At 71.8% G+C, this 21,551-nt stretch carries 20 protein-coding genes; 12 read left to right on the top strand and 8 right to left on the bottom strand.

The annotated features are described in order from the left end of the window. The first annotated feature begins 23 nt into the window (after nucleotides 1-23). The 5 genes from O7604_RS20455 to O7604_RS20435 all read left to right on the top strand — a co-directional run bounded on the left by O7604_RS20455 (nucleotide 24) and on the right by O7604_RS20435 (nucleotide 6,082). Nucleotides 24-1,460: an amidase family protein gene (locus O7604_RS20455; RefSeq protein WP_269705349.1), complete on the top strand. Its 1,437-nt coding sequence runs from the start codon at nucleotides 24-26 to the stop codon at nucleotides 1,458-1,460. After that, nucleotides 1,457-2,956, top strand: a complete 1,500-nt coding sequence (locus O7604_RS20450; RefSeq protein ID WP_348650994.1) for a glutamine synthetase family protein — start codon at nucleotides 1,457-1,459, stop codon at nucleotides 2,954-2,956. Before O7604_RS20455 ends, O7604_RS20450 begins: the two co-directional genes overlap by 4 nt. A gap of 36 nt (nucleotides 2,957-2,992) precedes the next feature. Continuing rightward, the gene (locus tag O7604_RS20445; RefSeq protein WP_269705347.1) at nucleotides 2,993-3,787 is read left to right on the top strand and encodes a DUF3050 domain-containing protein; all 795 of its coding nucleotides are present in this window, start codon (nucleotides 2,993-2,995) and stop codon (nucleotides 3,785-3,787) included. Between the two features lie 74 nt (nucleotides 3,788-3,861). Next, entirely contained in the window at nucleotides 3,862-4,218 is a 357-nt protein-coding gene (locus tag O7604_RS20440; protein WP_269705346.1) for a 4Fe-4S dicluster-binding protein, read from the top strand. After that, nucleotides 4,193-6,082 (top strand): hypothetical protein, encoded by a 1,890-nt coding sequence (locus O7604_RS20435; RefSeq protein ID WP_269705345.1) that lies wholly within the window; start codon nucleotides 4,193-4,195, stop codon nucleotides 6,080-6,082. Before O7604_RS20440 ends, O7604_RS20435 begins: the two co-directional genes overlap by 26 nt. Before the next feature lie 68 nt (nucleotides 6,083-6,150). Here O7604_RS20435 and O7604_RS20430 read toward each other — a convergent pair whose 3' ends face one another. From O7604_RS20430 to O7604_RS20405, 6 genes are read right to left on the bottom strand one after another with little or no spacing between them, the layout of a single operon-like run. Then, on the bottom strand, nucleotides 6,151-6,894 hold the full coding sequence (locus O7604_RS20430; protein ID WP_269705344.1) for an antibiotic biosynthesis monooxygenase: 744 nt from the start codon (nucleotides 6,892-6,894) through the stop codon (nucleotides 6,151-6,153). 56 nt (nucleotides 6,895-6,950) lie between these two features. After that, on the bottom strand, nucleotides 6,951-8,429 hold the full coding sequence (locus O7604_RS20425; protein ID WP_269705343.1) for an FAD-dependent monooxygenase: 1,479 nt from the start codon (nucleotides 8,427-8,429) through the stop codon (nucleotides 6,951-6,953). Further along, nucleotides 8,416-9,852: an FAD-dependent monooxygenase gene (locus tag O7604_RS20420; protein ID WP_269705342.1), complete on the bottom strand. Its 1,437-nt coding sequence runs from the start codon at nucleotides 9,850-9,852 to the stop codon at nucleotides 8,416-8,418. Before O7604_RS20420 ends, O7604_RS20425 begins: the two co-directional genes overlap by 14 nt. Next, complete coding sequence (locus O7604_RS20415) at nucleotides 9,849-10,808, bottom strand: aromatase/cyclase (RefSeq protein WP_269705341.1); 960 nt, start codon at nucleotides 10,806-10,808, stop codon at nucleotides 9,849-9,851. Before O7604_RS20415 ends, O7604_RS20420 begins: the two co-directional genes overlap by 4 nt. Nucleotides 10,809-10,834: 26 nt before the next feature. Next, the gene (locus tag O7604_RS20410) at nucleotides 10,835-12,346 is read right to left on the bottom strand and encodes an FAD-dependent monooxygenase (protein WP_269705340.1); all 1,512 of its coding nucleotides are present in this window, start codon (nucleotides 12,344-12,346) and stop codon (nucleotides 10,835-10,837) included. A 54-nt stretch (nucleotides 12,347-12,400) separates the two neighbouring features. Beyond that, nucleotides 12,401-13,438, bottom strand: coding sequence for a methyltransferase (locus tag O7604_RS20405; RefSeq protein ID WP_269705339.1), 1,038 nt, complete (start codon nucleotides 13,436-13,438; stop codon nucleotides 12,401-12,403). A 195-nt stretch (nucleotides 13,439-13,633) separates the two neighbouring features. Between O7604_RS20405 and O7604_RS20400 the strand changes: the two genes are divergently transcribed. The 3 genes from O7604_RS20400 to O7604_RS20390 all read left to right on the top strand — a co-directional run bounded on the left by O7604_RS20400 (nucleotide 13,634) and on the right by O7604_RS20390 (nucleotide 15,472). Next, nucleotides 13,634-14,419, top strand: a complete 786-nt coding sequence (locus O7604_RS20400; RefSeq protein ID WP_269705338.1) for an SDR family NAD(P)-dependent oxidoreductase — start codon at nucleotides 13,634-13,636, stop codon at nucleotides 14,417-14,419. 43 nt (nucleotides 14,420-14,462) lie between these two features. Beyond that, the gene (locus tag O7604_RS20395) at nucleotides 14,463-14,792 is read left to right on the top strand and encodes a TcmI family type II polyketide cyclase (RefSeq protein ID WP_269705336.1); all 330 of its coding nucleotides are present in this window, start codon (nucleotides 14,463-14,465) and stop codon (nucleotides 14,790-14,792) included. Nucleotides 14,793-14,854: 62 nt separating this feature from the next. After that, nucleotides 14,855-15,472, top strand: coding sequence for a DsbA family protein (locus O7604_RS20390; protein WP_269705335.1), 618 nt, complete (start codon nucleotides 14,855-14,857; stop codon nucleotides 15,470-15,472). 62 nt (nucleotides 15,473-15,534) lie between these two features. Here the strand turns inward: O7604_RS20390 and O7604_RS20385 are convergent, their stop codons facing one another. Both O7604_RS20385 and O7604_RS20380 read right to left on the bottom strand, forming a co-directional pair. Continuing rightward, nucleotides 15,535-16,404: an NmrA/HSCARG family protein gene (locus O7604_RS20385; protein WP_269705334.1), complete on the bottom strand. Its 870-nt coding sequence runs from the start codon at nucleotides 16,402-16,404 to the stop codon at nucleotides 15,535-15,537. 50 nt (nucleotides 16,405-16,454) lie between these two features. Further along, nucleotides 16,455-17,183: an SDR family oxidoreductase gene (locus tag O7604_RS20380; protein ID WP_281577418.1), complete on the bottom strand. Its 729-nt coding sequence runs from the start codon at nucleotides 17,181-17,183 to the stop codon at nucleotides 16,455-16,457. Nucleotides 17,184-17,209: 26 nt separating this feature from the next. Between O7604_RS20380 and O7604_RS20375 the strand changes: the two genes are divergently transcribed. The 4 genes from O7604_RS20375 to O7604_RS20360 all read left to right on the top strand — a co-directional run bounded on the left by O7604_RS20375 (nucleotide 17,210) and on the right by O7604_RS20360 (nucleotide 21,548). Continuing rightward, the gene (locus tag O7604_RS20375; protein ID WP_281577417.1) at nucleotides 17,210-17,410 is read left to right on the top strand and encodes a hypothetical protein; all 201 of its coding nucleotides are present in this window, start codon (nucleotides 17,210-17,212) and stop codon (nucleotides 17,408-17,410) included. Next, the gene (locus O7604_RS20370) at nucleotides 17,400-18,881 is read left to right on the top strand and encodes an FAD-dependent monooxygenase (protein ID WP_281577416.1); all 1,482 of its coding nucleotides are present in this window, start codon (nucleotides 17,400-17,402) and stop codon (nucleotides 18,879-18,881) included. The genes O7604_RS20375 and O7604_RS20370 overlap by 11 nt, the downstream gene beginning before the upstream one ends. Further along, nucleotides 18,878-20,359 carry an FAD-dependent monooxygenase gene (locus O7604_RS20365; protein WP_281577415.1) on the top strand — a complete coding sequence of 494 codons (1,482 nt, stop codon included), beginning with the start codon at nucleotides 18,878-18,880 and terminating at the stop codon, nucleotides 20,357-20,359. Before O7604_RS20370 ends, O7604_RS20365 begins: the two co-directional genes overlap by 4 nt. A gap of 82 nt (nucleotides 20,360-20,441) precedes the next feature. After that, on the top strand, nucleotides 20,442-21,548 hold the full coding sequence (locus O7604_RS20360) for a ParB/RepB/Spo0J family partition protein (protein WP_332367319.1): 1,107 nt from the start codon (nucleotides 20,442-20,444) through the stop codon (nucleotides 21,546-21,548). Nucleotides 21,549-21,551 lie beyond the last annotated feature (3 nt).

Genomic DNA, 21,551 nt, shown 5'->3' with positions numbered 1-21,551 from the left:
AACACTTGCACGAATACGCGTCGATGACCTGTAGTGGTGCGGTGCCGGTATTCACGGGTTCCAGTATCAGGCAGCCGGTCTGCGGCAGCATCCACGAGACGAGACAACTGTTTCTCACGGGCCGTTCGACGGTCGCGGCGCACGTACGGAACGTCCTGGACGCCATTCGCGACACCGACCCGGAAATCGGGGCGTTCGTCGCGGTGGCGGGCGACGGCGCGCTGCGCGAGGCGGACGCGGCCGACCGGATGATCCGCACCGTCGGCGAGGCGGCCTTCCGGGAACGGCCGCTGCTCGGCGTCCCGGTCTCCGTCAAGGACCTGATCCAGACACGAGACCTTCCCACCCGCCGGGGCTCGCTCCTGCCCAACCGCCGGGCGGCGGCGGACGCGCCCGCCGTGGCGCGCCTGCGCGCGGCGGGTGCGATCGTCGTGGGCAAGACGACGACGTCGGAGTACGGGTGGAGCGCCAGCACGGTGAACCGGCTCGCCGGGCCGACGCGGAACCCCTGGGCACCGGACCGGACCGCCGGCGGTTCGAGCGGCGGATCCGCCGCCGCGGTGGCGGCGGGCCTGTGCGCCGCGTCGATCGGCACGGACGGGGCCGGCTCGGTACGTATCCCCGCGGCGTTCTGCGGTGTGGTCGGGTTCAAGCCGTCCTTCGCCCGGATCCCCTACGTACCGCCGTGCGCCGACCGCCTGGCGCACGTGGGACCGCTGGCCCGCAGCGTCGCCGACGTCGCCGAGCTGATGGCCGTGCTGACCGGGCCGGACCAGCGGGACCCGGACTCGTCCACGGGCCCCTTGGCGTCCCGGGCGGCGCCCGCGTCGCTGCGGATCGGCTGGCTGGAGTTCCCGGGAACGTCCGACGAGGTCCGCGGCGTGACCGACGCCGTCCCGTCGGTGCTGACCGGCCTGGGCCACCGCGTCGAGCGCATCGAGGTCCCGTTCGCCGACCCGTACGCGGCCCTGGTGGATGTCGTCGCCGCCGCCGAGGCCGACGGTACGGCACCGGAGGACGAGCACCTCTGCGACGAGGGCCGGCTGGCGGTCGTGCGGTACGGACGGTCGCTGACCGGCGCGGCCGTGATGCGGGCCGAGGAGGTGCGGATGACGCTGCGGGCGACGCTCGCCGCCGTGATGGAACGCTACGACCTGCTGGCCATGGCGACCGTCCCGATCGAGCCGTTCGACGCCGACGCCGTCGCCCCGCCCTGGGCCGCCGACCCGGCCGATCTGCTGTGGCTCGCGTGGTCGCCGGCGACGTACCCGTTCAACATCACCGGTCAGCCGGCGCTGTCCCTGCCGGCCGGCCTGACGTCCCGCGGGTTGCCGGTCGGGCTGCAACTCGTGGGACGGCCCGGCGACGACGACCTGGTGCTTCGGCTGGCCGCCCGGGTCGAGTCGGAACTGGCCCACACGATGCTGCCGTCCGGCTGCGAGAGTCAAGGAGGACGATGACGATGTCCAGGCGATGGTCCCTGCTCGGCGACGGCAGCGGCGTCGGGCGCCCCTCGTTCGTGACCGAGTTCGGCCTGTGGGACGACGAGCAGGCTGCCGCGGCCGAGAAGGTCGAGGCGCAGCTCGACGACGTGGATCTCGTCCGGGTCGTCTTCTGCGACCCGCACGGCCTGGCCCGGTCCAAGACCGTACCGGTAAACGTCTTCCGCACGGTGCTGCGCAACGGCATGGACTTCAGTCCGGGACCGTTCCTCTTCGACACCGGCCATGCCGTCGCCGTGGACTTCCTCGCCGACTCCGGCGTCGGCGTCGGCGAGCTGCTCGGCGCGGGCGACTTCGTGCTGGTCCCGGATCCGCGCACGTTCCAGGTGCTGCCGGTGCGCGAGCAACGGACCGCCTGGGTCCTCGGCAACGAATACCTGCGCGACGGCACGCCGCACCCGCTGGCGTCCCGCGAGGTCCTGCGCCGGGTGTGTGCCACGTACGCCGACCGGCACCTCGTGCCGGTGATCGGGCTCGAGGTCGAGTGGTACCTGACGCGCCGGACCGCCGGGCCGGTGGGCAACGAGGGCAACGGATTCGGCCGGCAGGGCCCGGCCCCTTCGGTGGAGGCCGTCAACCCCGGGTACCAGTTCAACCTCGACAGCTACTACGACGCGGTGGCCGACGTCGCCGACCCGTTGGCCGCGATGCTCATGGCACTCGGCCTGCCGCTGCGCACGATCGAGCACGAGTCCGGTCCGGGGCAGCTCGAGACGACGTTCGACCCGATGCTGGCGCTGGACGCGGCGGACGCGATGCTGCTGTTCCGCACCCAGATCAAGCAGGAGTGCAGGCGCCGCGGCTACCACGCGTCGTTCATGACGCTGCCCCGGCTGGACGGGTTCGACCCGAGCGGCTGGCACCTGCACCAGTCGGTGACGAGCACGGCGACGAGCCGCAACCTGTTCGCGCCGGACGCCGGCACGGCGGGTCCGCTCTCCCCCGCGGGCGAGGCCTACGTGCAGGGCCTGCTGGCCCACGCGCGGGAGCTGTGCCTGCTGTCCGTCCCGACCGTGAACGGCTACCACCGGCTGGCGCCGCGGTTCACGCTCTCCCCCACCGCCGCCGACTGGCGCGAGGAGGACCGCAGCGCCATGGTCCGGGTGCTGAGCGGCGGCAGTTCGACGCACGTCGAGAACCGGGTCGGGGAACCGTGCGCGAATCCGTACCTGGTCATCGCCTCGCAGCTGTACGCGGGCCTGGCCGGGCTGGACGCCGGCGCCGCCCCGGGCGGCGGTGAGGCCGACGGGCTGCCGACGTCGCTGGACGAGGCGATCGACGCGTTCCGGGCGAGCAGCCGAGCCGAGGAGCTGCTCGGCACGCCGCTGAAGACCTGTCTGACGAAGCTCAAGGAGAGCGAGGCGTCCCGCTTCCGCGCCTGGTGCGCGACGGAACACCCGCCCGCCGACCACGTCACCGAATGGGAGCACCGCGAGTACTTCGGTGTCTTCTGACCACGCCGGCCCCACCCGCTCGAAAGGAGAACGGTCATGTCACGGTACGACTGGGGAGGGTCCACCCCCGCCATCGACAAGCTCAAGGACGCCGTCGAGCCCGCCCGGCAGAAGGTGATCGGGCACCCACTCTACGGTCAGCTGAACACCGTCGACGCGGTGGTCACCTTCATGGAGCACCACGTCTTCGCGGTCTGGGACTTCATGTCCCTGCTCAAGTCGCTGCAGCGGCAGCTCACCTGCGTCGAGGTGCCCTGGGTGCCGTCCGGGCATCCCGGCAGCAGCCGGCTCATCAACGACATCACCCTCGTCGAGGAGAGCGACGAACTCGGCGACGGCTTCATCAGCCACTTCGAGCTGTACGTCAACGGCATGCGTCAGGCGGGCGCCGACACCACCCGGATCGACGAGTTCATCGGTCTGCTGCGCGCCGGCGAGCCGGTGCGGGCCGCCGCCCAGAAGGCCGGCGTGCCCGGGCCTTCGGCCGAGTTCATCGGTACGACCTGGACGATCATCGAGGGCGCGCCCGTGCACTGTCAGGCCGCCGCGTTCGCGTTCGGCCGCGAGGACCTGATTCCCGACATGTTCGACCAGGTGGCCGCGCTCGACGCCGGCGTCGGCGTGCTCTCCACCTTCGTCGACTACCTGCGGCGGCACATCCAGGTGGACAGCGAGGAGCACACGCCGATGGCGATGCAGATGCTCGCCGACCTGTGCGGGGACGACAACGGCAAGTGGGAGCAGTGCGAGGACACCATCAACACCGCGCTGGCGGCCCGGGTCCGGCTCTGGGACGGCATCCTCGCGGAGATCTCCGAGCGCTCCCGCTGATCGGCCGTGCGCTTCGTACCGGGCGGCCGCCGGCGTGCCCGGGTGACACCAGGAAGACGAGGTGAGGACAGGACATGCCGTGGGCAAAGGAGACCGCTGCCGGAGCGGACGCCGCGCGCGCCGCCCGGATCGCCCAGCGGACCAGGAACGAGGACTGGAAGAAGCCGCCACGCCGCATCGAGGCTTCCGAGTGCATCACGTGCGACACGTGCCTGCGCAGCTGCCCGCCCGAGTTCGGGGCGATCTTCGACCGGGGGCTGGACGTCGTGATCATCCCGGAGCTGTGCTCCGGGTGCCCGGTGTGCGTGATGGTCTGCCCGGTCGACTGCATCTATGTGGACGAGCAGTGGACGGCCACCGACGACAGCCTCTGGAACCACATCGACCTCACCGCGGAGGGGCAGCATGACCTTGCCGGTCGAGCCCGATAGCGGGCTCTCCCGCAGAGCCGCTCTGGCCAAGGCACGGCAGAGCCGCCGGCCCAGCCGGCTCGGGCGGCAGGCCGGAGCCGCGGCCCGGCCCGACTATCCGGTCGCCGGGGACGCCGGTTTTCCCGGTCTGCTGAAGCGGGTCTGGCAGCGCGCGGCCACCGAACCGGACCTGGCGGCGGCCCTGGACACGCTGCTCACCCTCGACGGGCACGTCCCGGCGGACATCCAGCTCCGGGCCCTGCCCGCCGCAGAGGAGTGCGCGCTGCGGATCCTGTTCGGCCGCTCGTGGCGCGACGACGGCGGCGGCGTGGCGCCGCAGCCGGCCGGTGGCAGCGAGGCGGCCTTCCTCGGCGAGGTCGGGCTGACCACGGGCGGCCGGGTGGTCGTCCGGGTGCCGTCGAGGGGTCCGCTCACCAGTACCGACGACCTCGTCGGCGGTGTGCTGCGCGTACCCTGGTCCGCGCAGGACCTGGCGGACTACCGGACGCGGCTCGCCGAAGCCGACGAGCGCCTGCGCGACTCGGTCGCCGACTGCCGCCGCTGGCTGGCCGACGCCGGCCCGGACGGCCGGGAGAAGGTGCTGGAGGAGCTCACCGAGGCGGTCCGCCGGACCGCGCCGGTGGTGTTCTACTGCGGCGACCGGCAGTACACCAACTTCCGCGACCACAACACCCTGACCGGCAAGACGCTGTGGCCCGGGCACCCCGACTGCGCGTTGAGCAGCCTGGTCGCCGTACCGCTGGAGCTGTGGTCGGACAGCGATGTCCTGATGGTGGTCTGCCTCACGCTGCTGGTCCGGTCGGCCGGGTACGGCCGGATCGAGGAGGCCAACGGCACCCAGCTGACGCTCGACCACGTGGCCCACCTCCTGGAACGCACGCGGGTCGCGTACAACGCGGTCCCCGGCGGGGACCCGGTGCCGGCCGCCGCGTCGGCCGGGGTGGCGGCCCTCGACGCGCTCGCGGTGGCGGTCGCGCGGCGCCGACGCGAGATCGCCGGGCGGGTTCAGCTCTACCGGGAGATCCACGGACCGTTGATGCACAAGGTCGAGCGGATCGCCGGACCCGCCACCGCCAGGGTGGAACGAGCCGAGGCGGACCTCTGCGCCCGCCTGCGTGACCGGCTCCCCGTCTCCGGAGCGACACTCGGGGAACTCGGTGCCGGCATCGACGCGTCACCCGGCTGGCTGGTCGAGCCGCACGGCGACTTCGGCACGGGGCTGGAGTCCCTGGTGTACGAGACGGTGTGCGCGGCGACCACGGTGTTCGACGCCGACTTCGCGATGAGCCGCGGCATGCGCTCGCTGACCCGGCTCGTCGCGTCACTCCGGGAGGAGAGCTGGTCCACGATCACGGCGTGGGACATCCCGCACTTCTTCTGCTGCGTGGTTCCCACGCCGCAGGCCCGCCGGTACTTCGGGGACTCCCCCGCCCACCTGGCCGACACCGCGTGGTCCATCGCCGCGCGCATGCAGTACAACTCGTGGCACTTCCTGGTCGGCAACCTGCCGAAGGTGCCGGCGGTGGTGGACCGGGACTACTTCGTGCCGCCCACGATGCCGGACATCGCCTACCACTCCGATCAGCACCATCACGGCCACGTCGCCGCCAAGGTGCGCTTCAGCATCCGCAGTCCACAGCCCGTCGTCGTGCTGGGACGTACCTTCACCGGCTTCGTCGACCTGCGCCTGCTGCGCAGCGAAGGGAAGCCGTTCGACGAGCAGGACCTGCTGGCCACGCATCGCACGTCGGGCTTCATCGCCCGGGCGACGACCAGCGCCGCCCGGCTGGTCGCCGACGGCGCCGGCCTCGACGTCACCGCGTTCGACAGCCGGTGGCACTGGGAGACGATCACCGCACGATAGGACGACACCGCAACCGTCAGCGGCCCCTGGCGAGAACGCCAGGGGCCGCCGGCGGTGTGTGGACCGGGTCAGGCGGGCGTGGTCTGCGCCGCGGACCGGGAGTGCACGACGCGGTAGGTGTTCCACTCGGCGGAGGTCGCCAGCGAGTCCCGCTTGTCCAGCGACGCGCGGCGCGCGGCGGGCTGATCCGCCGAGGGCAGGGCGCGGAACGCGTCGTAGGACTCCTTGCCGTCCCACTGCGAGTAGACCACCACGAAGTCCTTCTCCTGGCCCACGGCCGTCAGACCCCCGTCGGTGCCGCCGACGCCGCGCGACCGGATGCCGCGCAGGACGGTCTGGGAGCGGTATCCCGGCACGTCCACCAGCCACTCGTGCATGGCGCCCTGGACGCGGATCAGCTCACTCTGGTCGGCGGGCGCCACCCCGAGGATCTCGATGACCGTGTAGTCGTCGCGGTCCGGTGAGATCTCCGTGACGTCACCCAGTGCCGGGTGGCGCTGACTCAGCTCGACCTCCGTCTGCATCAGCCGGATGTACGTGGCGATCTCGTGGAACACCGGAACCGTCCGGTGCTTGAACTCGTCGCCGGCGTACCGCGACTCCAGGTCCTGGTTGCCTCGCCACTGGATGAAGTTGGCGGTGCCGGGCCGCTCCTGCCCCTGGTGCACGGTGCTCGAGATCCAGCCGGGGTAGTCGGCGACGTCGACGATCGCCCGCATCTCGCCGACGAGCCGGTGCACACGCTCCGGGGTGTCGGTCTTGAACAGGTTGATGACCGTCAGGTAGCCGTTCTCGGGGTCGATGAAGGGCATGCTTCTCCTCGCATCCTCTGATGGACGTGATCGCGGCGGCGCCCGCCGCGAGAGGGCTAGGCTCGGCCGAACCACCGGGCCAGGGCGTCGGGCAGCTCGGTGCCGTCCGCCGCGTCGGGACGGACCCACGCGACATAGCCGTCCGGGCGGACCAGCACGGCGTCGACGTCGGCCAGCGCGCCGGACGGCCGCGACGCCGGGGTCACCACGTCGACCCGGTCCTTCCACGGCTCGGCCGCGGCGCGCAGCTTCGCGTCGTCGGCCAGGTCCAGGACGACGGCCCGGCCGGAGTGCAGGAGTTCGAACGCGCGCGTCGTGCCGGAAGGGCCGAAGTCGCCGGTGAGCTCGACGTCGGGCAGCCGCCGGCCGAGCAGCGGGTGGCTGCCCGCTCCGACGTCGTAGCGGATGTCCAGGCCGGTGACCATGCCCACCAGCAGCTTCTGGACCTCCTCGTACGCGAGCAGCTCCGTCATGACGGCCCGCATCGGGTCCATCTCGTCGCCGCCCAGGTACAGGATGCGCTGCGCGAGGGTGTTGGTCAGGATCCGGGCGCCCACCGGGTGCCGCTCGTCGTGGTAGGTGTCCAGCAGGTCGTCCGGGGCGTGACCGTTGATCACGGCGCCCAGCTTCCATCCGAGGTTCACGGCGTCGCCGACCCCCGCGCTCATCCCCTGCGCGCCCACCGGCAGGTGGATGTGGGCGGCGTCGCCGAGCAGGAACACACGTCCGCGCCGGTACTCCGCCGCCTGCCGGCTCGCGTCGGTCGTCCAGCTCGTCCACAACGGCTTCCCGCCGCTGATGTCCTCGCCGGTCAGCCGGTTCCACGCGGCGGCGACCTCGGCGAAGCTCGGGGCGCCGTCGCCCTGCCGGGTCATGCCGCGCTCGTAGACGACGACGCGGTTGACCCCCGGGCCCAGCGGCAGCACCATGACCATCCCGCCCGGCACCCGCTCGCCGGAGAAACGGGGCCGCAGTTCACAGCCGGCCACGTCGGCGAACCACATCTCGATCGTGGCGTCGGTGCCGGGGAAGTCCACGCCGACCAGCTTGCGGACGGTGCTGCGGCCGCCGTCGCACCCGGCCAGGTAGCGGGCACGCAGCTGCTTGCGGCCCTCGGGGGTGACCACGTCCAGCTCGACGCCGTCGTCGGTCTCCCGCACACCTGTCACGTCGTGGCTGCGGAGGACGGCGGCGCCCTGCTCGGCGGCCCAGCCGGTCAGCACGCCCTCGGTGAGGGACTGCGGCTTGCCCCGGGCGCCGTACGAGCCGCCCTCGACGACGCGGTAGTCCAGCGGGAGCCCGCCGAAGTGACCGAAGGGGATGGTCTGCAGCTCGCCGAAGCGGGGCAGGAGCCCGCGCTGGTCGAACTCCTCGATGGTGCGCGCCGAGAAGCCGAGCGCACGGGACTGCTTCGTCGGCTCGGCGAGCCGGTCCAGGACGAGGGCCTCGACGCCGGCCAGGCGAAGCTCCCCGGCGAGCATGAGCCCGGTGGGGCCGGCCCCCACGATGATGACGTCCGCGTCAAACTCTGGCATTGTCCGTCCTACCTTCCGCGAGTAGCAGCTTGTCGATCGCCCGGTTCAGGCCGTCCTCGTCGTCGCCGGCCCACGCGATGTAGCCGTCGGGCCGCAGGAGGAGGGCGGTGGTTCCCGGAAGGGAACCCTTGTCGGGACGTGCGTGGACCGTGGGAACAGTGCGGCGGACGGCGTCCGGGCCGGGGGCGAGCCGGACCACGACCGGCCCGGGGTTCGCCACCGGAAGCGGTCCCGAGTCCGTGCGCAGCCGCAGGTTCACCACCCGCCGCCCCACCAGCGGCGATGTCGGCGGGCCGTAACGGTCGCCGACGTTGGCGGCCGTCTCCGCCAGGTGGGCGCGGACCTGGCCGAGTGCGACGAGTTCGGCGAGGACCGCGCGCAGCGGATCGATCTCGGCGCCGCCCAGCAGCAACATCTCCTGCGCCGCCACGTGGTCGAGCACGCGCGCCGCGACGGGGTGCCGCTCGTCGTGGTAGCTGTCCAGCAGCCCCGGAGCGGCCCGGCCGTGCACTGTCGCGGCCAGCTTCCAGCCCAGGTTGACCGCGTCCTGGAGCCCGACGTTGAGAGCCTGACCGCCGATCGGCATGTGCCAGTGGGCGGCGTCGCCGGCCAGCAGGACCCGGCCACGCCGGTACGCGTCGGCCTGGCCTCTGGAGTTGTCGAACGCGTCGAGCCAGACGGCGGTCCCGCCGGACAGGTCCTCGCCGGTGACGTCCCGCCAGGCCCGGATCACCTCGCCGAAATCGGGAGGACCGCTGCGCCGGGTCACCGGCCGGCCGCGCGGGTGCACCATCACCCGTGTCACACCGTCGCGGGTCGCCGCCACCGCGAACCCGCCGTCCAGCCGCTCGAACCTGCGGTCGCGGATCCGGACACCCGTCACGTCCGCCCGCAGCAGCTCCTTCGTCGCCGGCGTGACCGACGCCGGGAACCCGTGCAGCCGGCGTACGGTGCTGTGCGCCCCGTCGCACCCGACCACGAAGCGGGCCCTGACGGTCCGATCACCGTCTGGTCCCCGGAGCCGGCACACCACGTGGTCCGGCCGCTCGGTGAGCCCGGTCAGCTCCTGCGCCCGCAGCACTGTCACGCCGAGGCGTTCGGCCTGCCGCCCGAGGACGGCCTCGGTCCGGTACTGGGGCACCTTCCAGCCGCCCCGGTAGTCGCTGTCCAGCTGCGACAGGTCGAACGCGAGACCCGCGAAGTGCGCGCGCGGCTCGTGCACCGCCTCGTCGAGCAGCTCGTCGAACCCGCGCTCGTGCAGCAACTCCGCGGTCAACGTGGAGAGCTGGCTGGCCCGCGACTCGGTCATCGGCGTGGCGAGACGCTCCACGACGACGACCGGCACGCGAGCCCGTCCGAGTTCGCAGGCCAGCATGAGTCCGACCGGGCCGGCACCGACGACGACGACCGGGGAGACGGTCACGGGACCGGGTGCCTGCCGCCGCCGCCCTCGGCGTACGCCTTCGCGGCCCGCAGGGTCGTCAGGCTGTTGGCACTGAGGGCGTTGCGGACCAGCTGCTGCGCCGTGGCCAGATCGGCCTCCGGGCCCAGGAGCTCGGTGATCCGCGCGGTGTTGATCCGGACCGTGTGCCGCGAGGTGACCGCCACCTGGCCGGCGCCCTGCGGCTCGATGAGCCAGCGGCCGGTGTGCAGCGTCATCAGTGCGGGCGTGACGGTCTGCTTGTACACGATGCTGCGGTGGGGTTCACACACGCGGACGGAGCGCGTCGTGTGCACCGACCCGTCCTTGGTCCGGGTGTCCATCTCGAGCACCTGGAGGCCCGGCGAATCCTCCTCGAGCGAGACCCGGGCGACGTGCGGGAGCCGCTGCGGCCACAGCTGGGCGTTGTTGAGGAAGTCGTAGACGTCCTCGGCGCTGCCCTCGACCGTCACGGTGTCGGCGAAGGTGAAGCACTGGCCCGGCTCCGCCGGCTCGGCGCTGGACTTCAGCGCCTGCAGCTCCGACGCGCTGTTGCGGTCCACCGCCTGCTTGATCCACTCGAGGTCGGCGGGCTCGTCGCTGGCCGGGAAGAAGTCGTGCAGCAGCCGTACCCGGCAGGTGGCGTCGGTGATCGGCTCGATCACCCACGCCCCGCCCATGCCGCCGACCGGATGCTGCGACCGCTCCTGCCGGAACGACACGCTCAGGCGGTCGGGGTCGTGTCGGCGGCGGGACGTCCACGTCTTGGCGACGCCGTTGGCGGTCGCCCAGATCCTGATCAGCTCGGTGTCGCCGTCGCGTTCGAGACACTCGGCGTGCACGGTCGGCGGGAACACCTCCGGCCAGGTGCCGACATCCTCGATCAGGGCGTAGACCCGCTCGGCGGGAGCGTCGACGACGATCAGGTGCTCCGTCTCGTGGACCGTATCGGTGGTCACGTTTGCCTCCTCTGGCGACGGGACGTCTATCGGGCGGACGCGAGCTGCGGGGAGTCCGCCGTGTCGCCGGCCGGCCGGGGCGCGCCGAACCAGCGCCGCAGCGCCTCGTCGAGGTCGCCTCCGTCCGGCGCGACCCAGGCGACGTGCCCGTCCGGGCGGACCAGCACCGATTCCGGCGCGGCCCCGTCCTCGCGCGACCCGACCGGCACGCTGCGGACGCGTACCACGTCGACCCGGTCGGACCAGGGCGCGGCGCGACGGCTGGTCTCCCCGGAGCCGTCGGCGGTGATCAGCACGCCGCGCGCGGTGTGCAGCAGCCGCGCGATCCGGTCGGTGCCGCCGTCCGCGAGGTCCACGTCCCGGTCCGGGATCCGCGCGCCGAGGAGCGGGTGGCCCTCCGCGCCGACGTCGTACCGGATGTCGAGTCCGCTCACCATGCCGGACAGGTGTCGCGCCACCACGGGCAGCGCGATGAGCTCCGCCACGACGGCCCGCAGCGGCTCCGTCGCCTTGCCGCTGAGGTTCAGGGTCCCCTGGGCCCGCGTGTTGCGCAGGACCCGGGCGCCCACCGGGTGCCGCTCGCTGTGATACGTGTCGAGAAGGGCGTCGTCCCCCGTCCCCCGGACCGCGGCCGCGAGCTTCCAGCCGAGGTTCACCGCGTCCTGCAGGCCGATGCTCATCCCCTGGCCGCCGGCGGGGAGGTGGATGTGCGCGGCGTCGCCGGCCAGCAGGACGCGGCCCCGCCGGTACTCGGTGACCTGCCGCGTGGCGTCGGTGAAGCGGCTGACCCATCGCGCCTCGCCGCCGTGGATGGAGTCGCCGGTAAGCCGCTGCCAGGCGTCCGCCACGTCGGCGAAGGTGACCTGGCGGTTGCGGTCCGGCGGCGTACCGGTCTCGCAGACGATGATGCGGAAGTAGCCCTCGCCGAGCGGGCCCGCCATGACCATGCCGTTCGGGAGCAGTTCGCCGATCATCCGGGGCCGGATGTCACAGCCGGTGACGTCCGCCAGGTACATCTCGCACGTCGCGTCCCGGCCCGGGAAGTCGAAGGCGGCCAGCTTCCGCACCGTGCTCCGGCCGCCGTCACACCCGACGAGGTACCGGGCCGAGTACTCGGCACGGCCGTCGGGACCCTGCACGGTCACCGTGACGCCGTCTCCCGAATCGGCCAGGTCGGTGAGCTCGTGCCCGCGGTGCAGAGTCACACCGAGTTCCAGCGCCCGCTTCTCCAGCATCTCCTCCACCACGAACTGGGGTGCGCCGCGCACGCCGAAGTGCGAGTCCTCGAGCACCCCGAAGTCGAGCGGGATGCCGCCGAAGTGCCCCTGCCGGGTGATCTCGGTGTTCTCCAGCCTCTCGAGGAGGCCGCGCTGCTGGAACACCTCCGCCGCGCGCGCCGTGAAGCCGATGCCGCGTGACTCCCAGCTCCGCTCGCTCCGCCGTTCGAAGACGGTGACCTCCGCGCCACCGAGGCGAAGTTCGGCAGCGAGCATCAGTCCCGTGGGACCAGCACCGATGACGATGACATCCGTATCCATGATCTGACCTCGCTTCTCGTGGGAGTCCCGCAGCCGGGGCGTGCCCGCCGCGGCTCAGGCGGGAGTGGCTTCGATGATCGAGACCGGCGAGGCGGTGGGGATCACCCTGGTGACCTTCATGCCCGCCTTGGCGAAGAGCTCGGTGTACTGCGGCAGGGTGCGCTCCTTCGCGCCGAGGAGGAGCAGCAGCCACAGGTCGATGATGTTTCCGATGTGGCGCTTGTTGTTCTCCTCGAGCACGTACTCGATCACGAGCATCCGGCCGCCGGGAGCGATCGCCTCCCGGACGTTCTGCAGCAGCTGCAGGCATGCCTGCTCCGGGAAGTCGTGCAGGATGTGCTTGAGCACGTAGGCGTCGGCCCCGGCCGGCAGCTTGTCGAAGTGGGAACCGTTCTCGATCGTGACCCGGTCGGCGACGCCTGCGGCCTCGAGCGTCGCCGGCGCGTCAGCGGTCGCGACCTCGTTGTCGTACAGGATGCCCCGGGTCTTGGTTGCCCCGGCGAGGATGCCGGCCAGGAGCCGGCCGCGCCCGCCGACGACGTCCACGATGGTGCCGAAGCTCGAGAAGTCGTACGCCGCGAGGACCGGGTCGGTCTCCGAGTCGGACATGCTGCCCATGCCCTGGAAGAACTCGGCGGCGTACGCGGGGTTCGACATGAGGAACTCGTAGGCGCCCATGCCGCGCAGCTTGGGCATGTTGGCCTCGCCGGTGCGGACCGACTCGATGAGGTGCGCCCACTCCTCCCAGAGCAGCGGGTGCCCCATCAGCATGGCGATGCCGCGCATCGAGTCCGGGGCGCCCTCGCGCAGCGCGTCACCCATCGGCGTGAGCTCGAACCGGCCGTCGGCCCGAAGCGCGAACACCGAGCAACCGGAGAGAGTACGCAGCAGCCGGTACGTCGCCTCGCTGTCGGATCCGACGCGCTTGGCGATCTCCTCGGCCGGCAGGGGCCCGTCGGCGAGAACGTCGGCGACGCCGAGCTTGGCTGCCACGGAGATCGCCTGGGTGATCACCGAACCCTGGATCAGATCGAGCAGCGCGTAGGCCGCCGAGTTGTCCCGCACTGCGGGCACGGTAGGCAATGCGGACATGATTCTCCTCCAGGAATGGGAAATTGCGGGGTTGCCAGACGATAGATCGGTGCCTTTTCCGATCGCAAGCTCCGCCGAGGTCGTTCAACTGGAGAGCCGGAGCGGTTGAAACAAATGCTTCCACCGAGGCTCGAGTGAGATTTCTGAAATTGCTGAGATACTGCCGCGACACGATATTGGTGAGGGGCGGGTCGAATGACGGACAACGGACAGCGAGTTGCGCTGATCACCGGTGGAACCAGCGGAATCGGCCTTGCGGTGGCGGAAAGACTCGCCCGTGACGGCCTCAAGGTCTTCGTCTGTGCGCGGAACCCCGAATCCGTCGAGGAGACGGTCGGCAAGCTACGCGCGGCCGGTCACGACGCCGACGGCGTGACCGCCGACGTCCGGCGCGGTGAGGACGTCGAACAGCTGGTGGCTGCCGCCGTGCGCAGGTACGGGCGTGTCGACGTCCTGGTCAACAGCGCCGGCCGCAGCGGCGGCGGGGTGACCAGCGACATCAGTGACGAACTCTGGTACGACGTCATCGAGACCAACCTGAACGGCGTCTTCCGGGTGACCCGGGAGGTGCTCCGGTCGGGCGGGTCGCTCGACCGCGGCTGGGGACGGATCATCAACATCGCGTCGACCGGCGGCAAGCAGGGTGTGGTGCTGGGCGCCCCGTACTCCGCGTCCAAGCACGGTGTCGTCGGCTTCACGAAGGCGCTGGGACTGGAACTGGCGAAGACCGGGGTCACGGTGAACGCCGTCTGTCCCGGCTACGTCGAGACGCCCATGGCCCAGCGGGTACGGCAGGGCTACGCCGCGCACTTCGAGACGACCGAGGCGGCGATCCTCGAGCGGTTCGAGGCGAAGATCCCCCTCGGCCGGTACTCCACCCCCGAGGAGGTCGCCGGCCTCGTCGGTTATCTGGTCAGTGATGCCGCCGCCCCGGTGACCGCGCAGGCGATGAACGTCTGTGGTGGCCTCGGGAACTACTGATCGCGTCCACCCCCGATCCCGCAACGAAGGCGGTGAGCTTGACATGCACAGCACCCTGATCGTCGGTCGGATGCAACCGCAGTCGTCGACCGAGGTGGCCGAACTGTTCGGCGCGTTCGACCGGACCGACATGCCACAGCGCATGGGCACCCGGCGTCGTGAGCTCTTCAGCTATCGAGGGTTGTACTTCCACCTGCAGGACTTCGACGGCGAGTACGGCGGCGAGCGGATCATCGAGGCCCGCACCGACCCCCGGTTCATCAGGATCAGCGAGGACCTGAAGCCGTTCATCGAGCCGTACGACCCGGCGACCTGGCGCTCCCCCGCGGACGCCATGGCCACCCGCTTCTACCACTGGGAGCCGCTCGGCTGATCCGCCGGCCGCACTCGCGAGTCGTACGAGTTCCGATCACAAGCACTGCGAGGAGGCCGGCGATGCCGGACGGTGTCGGTACCACTGTGGACTTCTGGTTCGACCCGACGTGTCCATGGGCGTGGATCACCTCTCGGTGGATTCTCGAAGTCGCCGAACACCGTCCGGTCAGGCCGTGCTGGCACGTCATGAGTCTGGCGGTGCTCAACGAGGGGCGCGACGACCTGCCCGAGCGGTACCGGACGGGTCTGCGGTCCTCGCTGGAGGCGGTGCGGGTCTGCGTCGCCGCCGAGCAGCGGTACGGGCCGGAGTCGCTGGGACGGCTCTACACCGAACTGGGTACCCGGTTCCACGTCGACCGGGCGTCCCGGGACCGGGCCACCTACGAGGCGGCGCTGGTCGCCGCCGGCATGGATCCCGGGGTGGCCGCGGCGGCCGGGTCCGACGAGTTCGACGAGGCCGTTCGAGCCTCGCACGACGACGGCATCAGCCGGGTCGGCACCGACGTGGGCACACCGGTCATCGCGGTGGGGGACGTCGCGTTCTTCGGCCCGGTGGTGTCACCGGTCCCGCGTGGCGACGCCGCGCTCCGGCTCTGGGACGGCGTGCTCGCGCTGGCCCGGACCGACGGGTTTTTCGAGCTCAAGCGCAGCCGCACCAGCGGCCCGGTCGTCACCTGATCCGCGCGATGTGCCCGCCCTCCCCGGATCGGGAGGGCGGGCACATTTGTCGCGCCGGCTGGTCAGGCCGCCACAGGGGCGGTCCAGCTGGTACGCAGGAAGTCCTCCAGGCTGACCAGGTCCTGCCGGATGCGCCGGAGTGCCGGCAGGTCGGCGCGGTAGCCCCTGTCGTTGAAGAAGTCGAACATGGCCGCCAGGTCCGGGCGAACGGCTCGGAGCTGTTCGATGGGCAGCTCCTGGTAGCGCGCCGGAATGCCCGCCACGCGCGCGAACGCCTCGGCCATCTGCGGCCCGGTGAGTTCGTCACCGGCGATCTCCACCTGCCGGCCCAGCCAGGTGTCCGGATCCTCGAAGGCGTCCGCGGCGAACCCGGCGATGTCGCTGGTCGCGATGAGCTGCAGCGGGACGTCGGGCCGCAGCCACAGGCCGAGGACCAGCCGGCCGTCCACGAGGCGGGGACCGGTGTCCAGGAAGACCTCGTGGAACATCGTCGGCCGCAGGACGGTCGCCGGGACACCGAGCTTCTGGATGTGCTGCTCGACGTGCCACTTGCTCTCGAAGTGGTCGACACCGCTGGACCGTTCCGCGCCGCCGACGGAGCTGTAGACGAGGTGTGCCACGCCGGTCCGGGCGGCCGCGTCGGCCACCGCCTTGCCCTGCCGCTCCTCGGTGGCCACCCCGCCGGGCGTCCGGAACGTCTGGACGCTGAACACCCCGTGCACGCCGGTCATCGCCGCCCGCAACGAGGCCTCGTCGTCGAAGTCGCCGTGCACCAGCACGGCGCCCGCGTCGGCCAGCGCCCGCGCCGCGGGAGCCTGCGGGTCGCGGACCAGGGCGTGCACCACCCGCCCTCGCCTCAGCAGCTCGCGAGCGGTCGCACCACCCTGCCGGCCGGTACCGCCCAGCACCAGAATCGGCCCATCTACCGCCACGATCCCTGTCCCCCTTGTCGTCAAGTCGTCGATCCGTCGCCCCGGGCCTGTCACCAGGGAACGACGCCTTCCTCCGCCAGGCAGGCGCCCGACGGTCCCGTGTCGTCGAGCGTCGCCAGCCGGACCGCGATCGCCGCCCCCTGAGCCGGAGTCCGGTTTCCGCGGTGGTGGTTGAGGTCCGTCGCCACCACTCCGGGGCTCGCCGCGTTCACCTTGATCGGCGTGTCCCGCAGCTCCTTGGCGTACGCGACAGTGACGGCGTTCAGCGCGGTCTTCGACGACTGGTACGCGACCATGTTGAGGCCGGCGAACGGCGAGTCCGGTGCCGAGTTCAGGGTGAGGGAGCCCAGGTGGCTGGACATGTTGACGATTCGCGCGGCCTCGGCGCGGCGCAGCAGCGGGAGCATCGCGTTCGTCACCGACACGACACCGAGGACGTTCGTCTCGTACACCTGACGGAGATCGGCCGCGCTCACCGTGCTGGGGGCACCGGTGGAGCCGCCGGCGATCCCGGCGTTGTTCACCAGCACGTCCAGGCGGCCGTAGCGCCGCTCGATCTCGGCCGCGGCGTCGACGACGGAGGTCTCGTCCGTCACGTCGATCCGCAGCCGGACGGCGTCGACGCCCCGGGCCGAGAGCGACTCGACCGCCTGCTTGCCGCGGACCTCGTCCCGGGCTCCGACGAGGACGACGTATCCCCGCTCCCCCAGCTGGCGTGCGATCTCGTACCCGATGCCCTTGTTCGCGCCCGTGATGAGCGCGATTCTGCCGACCGGCACGTCTGGAATCCTTCCCTCGTGCTTTTGTGTCCATCCTGATCGGCAGCACGACATCCGGCATCTCTGAAATTGCTCTGCGCGGCCACCGGTTCAACCAGGAGGAATGCACGGTCGAACAATTGAGCGCGTTTCGATGGTTCGACGTTGAGCCGCGCGGCAATGATGTGTACTTTGGCGTCGCGATTCTCTGGCCGCGGCGCGTGGAGGTCCGAAACAATGCAAACTGATGTGATCGTGGTGGGCGCGGGCCCGGTCGGCCTGATGCTCGCCGGCGAACTGCACCTGGGTGGGGCGAGAGTCCGCGTCTACGACCGGCTCGCCGCGCCCACCGGTGAGTCCCGCGCGCTCGGCTTCAACAGGCGCGCCGCCGAGTCGCTGGACCAACGCGGTCTGCTCCCCCGGCTCGGCGCCTTCCGGTGGGGCCCGATGGGCCACTTCGGGGGCGTGCGGATCGCTCTCGACATGCTCGACGACGACCACAGTGGTGTGCTGGGCCTGCCTCAGTCCCGGACCGAGGAGATGCTGGCGGGGTGGCTGAACGAACTCGGCGTACCGGTCCGCCGGCGCCACGAGCTGGTCGGCCTGCGGCAGACGGAGCACGGGGTCGTGGCGACCTTCGACGAGCCCGCGGGACGCGTCGAGGAGACCGCCGCCTACCTGGTCGGGTGCGACGGCGCGGGAAGCACCGTCCGTGCGCTGGCCGGTATCGGGGCCGACGCGACGCCGGCCACCCGGGGCATGTACACCGCGGAGGTCACCGGGGTGGCGCTGCGGCCGCGACCGATCGGTGAACGCCTTCCCGGCGGCAACATGGTGGTGTGCACTCCGGTCGGCCAGGGCCGCTACCGCATCGTGATCCACGACCGGGCGCTGCGCCCGCACCCCGATCCGGCGGCACTGACGTTCACCGAGGTCGCCGACGCGTGGCAGCGGCTCACCGGCGAATCCATCCACCACGGCGCGGCACCGTGGTTGTGGGCCAGCGGCAACGCCTCAGCGGTGGCCGACGAGTACCGGCGCGGCCGGATCTTCCTCGCCGGCGACGCCGCGCACGAGATGCCACCGCTTGCCGCCTGGGGGCTCAGCGCCGGCCTGCTGGACGCGGTGAACCTGGGCTGGAAGCTGGCGGCGGCGGTACGGGGCTGGGCGCCGGACGGCCTGCTCGACACCTACCAGGCCGAACGCCACCCGATCGGACGGCAGCTGATCAGCAACGCCAAGGCCGCGTCGATGCTGTACCTCGGCGACGACGGCGTGGAACCCCTGCGTCGCGTGCTGTCCGACCTGGCCACCGCGAAGGCGGCGGCGGAGCACCTCATCGGTCTGGGCAGCGGGCTGGGCATCCGCTACGACACCGGCCCCGGCGACCACCCCCTGCTCGGCCGACGCATGCCACCCGATGACCAACTCACCCTGCCCGACGGCACCCACACCCGCATCGCCGACCTCCTCCACCCCGCCCGCGCCGTCCTCGTCACCACCGACACCACCACACCACCCACCCACCACTGGCACGACCGCGTCGACACCGTCACCGGAACCTGGACCCACCAACCCGACACCCCACTCGACACCGTCCTCATCCGACCCGACGGCTACGTCGCCTGGACCTCACCCGGCAGCACCGACACCCTCACCGACACCCTCACCCACTGGTTCGGCAGCGTCGACGCCGGCCGGATCGGAGCAGCGCGATGACCCGGGACGTGATCGTGGTCGGGGCCGGCCCCGTCGGTCTGATGATGGCCGGCGAACTGCGCCTCGGCGGAGCCGATGTCGTCGTCTACGAGAAGCTGCCCGAGCGGCCGACGGAGTCGCGCGGCGCCAGCTTCACCCGGCGTACGGCCGAGTGCTTCGACCAGCGTGGGCTGCTGGGCCGGCTGGGCGCGACGGAGCCGGCGGACAGCCACTTCGGTGGCGTGCCCCTCGACCTCGGCCTGCTGCCGGAGGATCACGCCGGCTTCCGGGGAATCTCCCAGTTCCGCACCGAGCGGATGCTGGAAGGCTGGGTGGCCGAACTCGGGGTGCCGGTGCGCCGTGGATACGAGGTCACGGGCTTCGAGGAGAGCGCGGACGGCGTCGTCGTCACCTTCGACGGCCCGGAGGGCAGCGGCCGGGACGCCGCTCGGTACCTGGTGGGCTGCGACGGCGGACGCAGCGCCGTCCGCCGGTTCGCCGGCATCGACTTCACCGGCCCGGAACCCACCCGCGGGTTCTACACCGCCGACGTCACCGGGATCGACACCCGCCGCCGGCGCATCGGCGAGAACCTGCCCGGCGGCAGCATGGTGATGGCGATGGACCTGGAGAACGGTGTCACCCGCGTCGTCGTGCACGAGCGGGGCATGCGCCCGAAGGACCGCGACTCGCTGAGCTACCGGGAACTCGCCGACGCGTGGCAGCGGCTCACCGGTGAGTCCATCCACCACGGACGGTGTCGCTGGATCAGCTGCTTCACCGACGCCTCGCGCGTCGCCGCGGAGTACCGGCGTGGCCGGGTGTTCCTGGCCGGCGACGCCGCTCACGTGCAGCCACCGGCAATGGCGCAGGGTTTGAGCGTGGGCGTCCAGGACGCGGTGAACCTCGGTTGGAAGCTGGCAGCGGCGGTGCGGGGCTGGGCGCCGGACGGCCTGCTCGACACCTACCAGACCGAGCGCCTCCCGATCGGGCGGCAGCTGGCCCGCAACGCCCGGGCCGCCATCGAGCTGCGGCTCACCGGCGAGGAGATGGACCCGGTCCGCGGTGTGCTCGCCGAGCTGGCCACCTACCGGGACTCGGCCGGACATCTCGCCGGGATGCTCAGCGGGCTGGGCATCCGCTACGACACCGGCCCCGGCGACCACCCCCTGCTCGGCCGACGCATGCCACCCGATGAACAACTCACCCTGCCCGACGGCACCCACACCCGCATCGCCGACCTCCTCCACCCCGCCCGCGCCGTCCTCGTCACCACCGACACCACCACACCACCCACCCACCACTGGCACGACCGCGTCGACACCGTCACCGGAACCTGGACCCACCAACCCGACACCCCACTCGACACCGTCCTCATCCGACCCGACGGCTACGTCGCCTGGACCTCACCCGGCAGCACCGACACCCTCACCGACACCCTCACCCACTGGTTCGGCAGCGCCCTCACCAGCACCGGGGTACGACCGGCCGACGGCTAGCCCTGTCCACCCCGTCTCGACTGCGGCTAAAGATCCCTCTGCCAACCTCGTCGCAAACCGCAACAGAGGGGGGTCGCACCGGATGTCTCGCCGCAACGGGCAGGCTGCTCTGGCTAGGGAGAGCCTCGCGCTCGCCGTGTCGGACGACGACGGGTCCACCGACGGGGACGGATTCGATCTGAGGAACTTCGAGAGGCTCCCGGCGCGGGACGTTCCCGTCAACGCGCTGTCACCCAACCTTCGTCTGCGTCAGGGCGGGACGAACCCCGCCCACGTGCAACTGCTCGTCGACGCGGCCGGCACCGCGGAGCTTCCGCCGATCCTCGTCCAGGAGGACGGCTGGTGCGTCATCGACGGCCTGCACCGGCTGGAAGCCGCCCGGCTCCGCGGCGACCAGGTCATCAAGGCCCGCTTCCTGGACTGCACCGCCTCCGAGGCACTCGTCCTGGCGATGAAGGCCAACATCGCCCACGGGCTTCCCCTGTCCCGGGCCGACCGCCTGGCCGGCGCCGATCGGGTCCTGGCCCAGCATCCCGACTGGTCCGATCGCGCCCTGGCCGGCATCACCGGGCTGAGCGCGAAGACCATCGCCTCGCTGCGCGCCCGGTCGGCGGGCGCCGTCGATCCCGGGAGCAAGCGGATCGGCCGAGACGGGAGGCGGCGCCCGGTCACCGCCGCGGAGGGCCGGCGCCGCGCCGCCGAGTACCTCAGCGCACACCCGAACGCCCCGCTCCGGCAGGTCGCCCGGGAGGCGGACGTCTCCCTCGGCACCGTGCACGACGTGAGCGCCCGGCTCCGCCGTGGCATCAGCCCCGAGCGCAACGGGCACCGCCAGCCCGCGGACCGCCCGGACGGGGAGCCGGACGACAGAGCCGCGACAGCGACCGCCGCCTCGCCGGCGGCTCCCCGCGCGGTGGTACGACGCAAGGGCTGCTCGGACGCCCCACTCACCTGGGCCGGCGTGGCGGAGAAACTGGCCACCGACCCGTCGATCCGCTACACCGAGGGCGGCCGGGCGTTCATCCGCTGGATGGCATGGCACGCGGGCGCCCCGGATCGGTGGCGCGACGTCGCCGGCTCGATCCCGCCGCACTGGCTGAGCGTGATCGCTCCCATCGCGGACAGCATCAGCAAGGAGTGGAGCCTGTTCGCCGAGCAGCTGAAGCGGAAGCAGGAAGCCGGACAGTAACGG

This window comes from Micromonospora sp. WMMA1947 (assembly GCF_027497355.1).
Lineage (GTDB): Bacteria > Actinomycetota > Actinomycetes > Mycobacteriales > Micromonosporaceae > Micromonospora.
The sequence above is the reverse complement of the archived record's forward strand: the minus strand, read 5'-3'. Positions and strand labels throughout refer to the sequence as shown.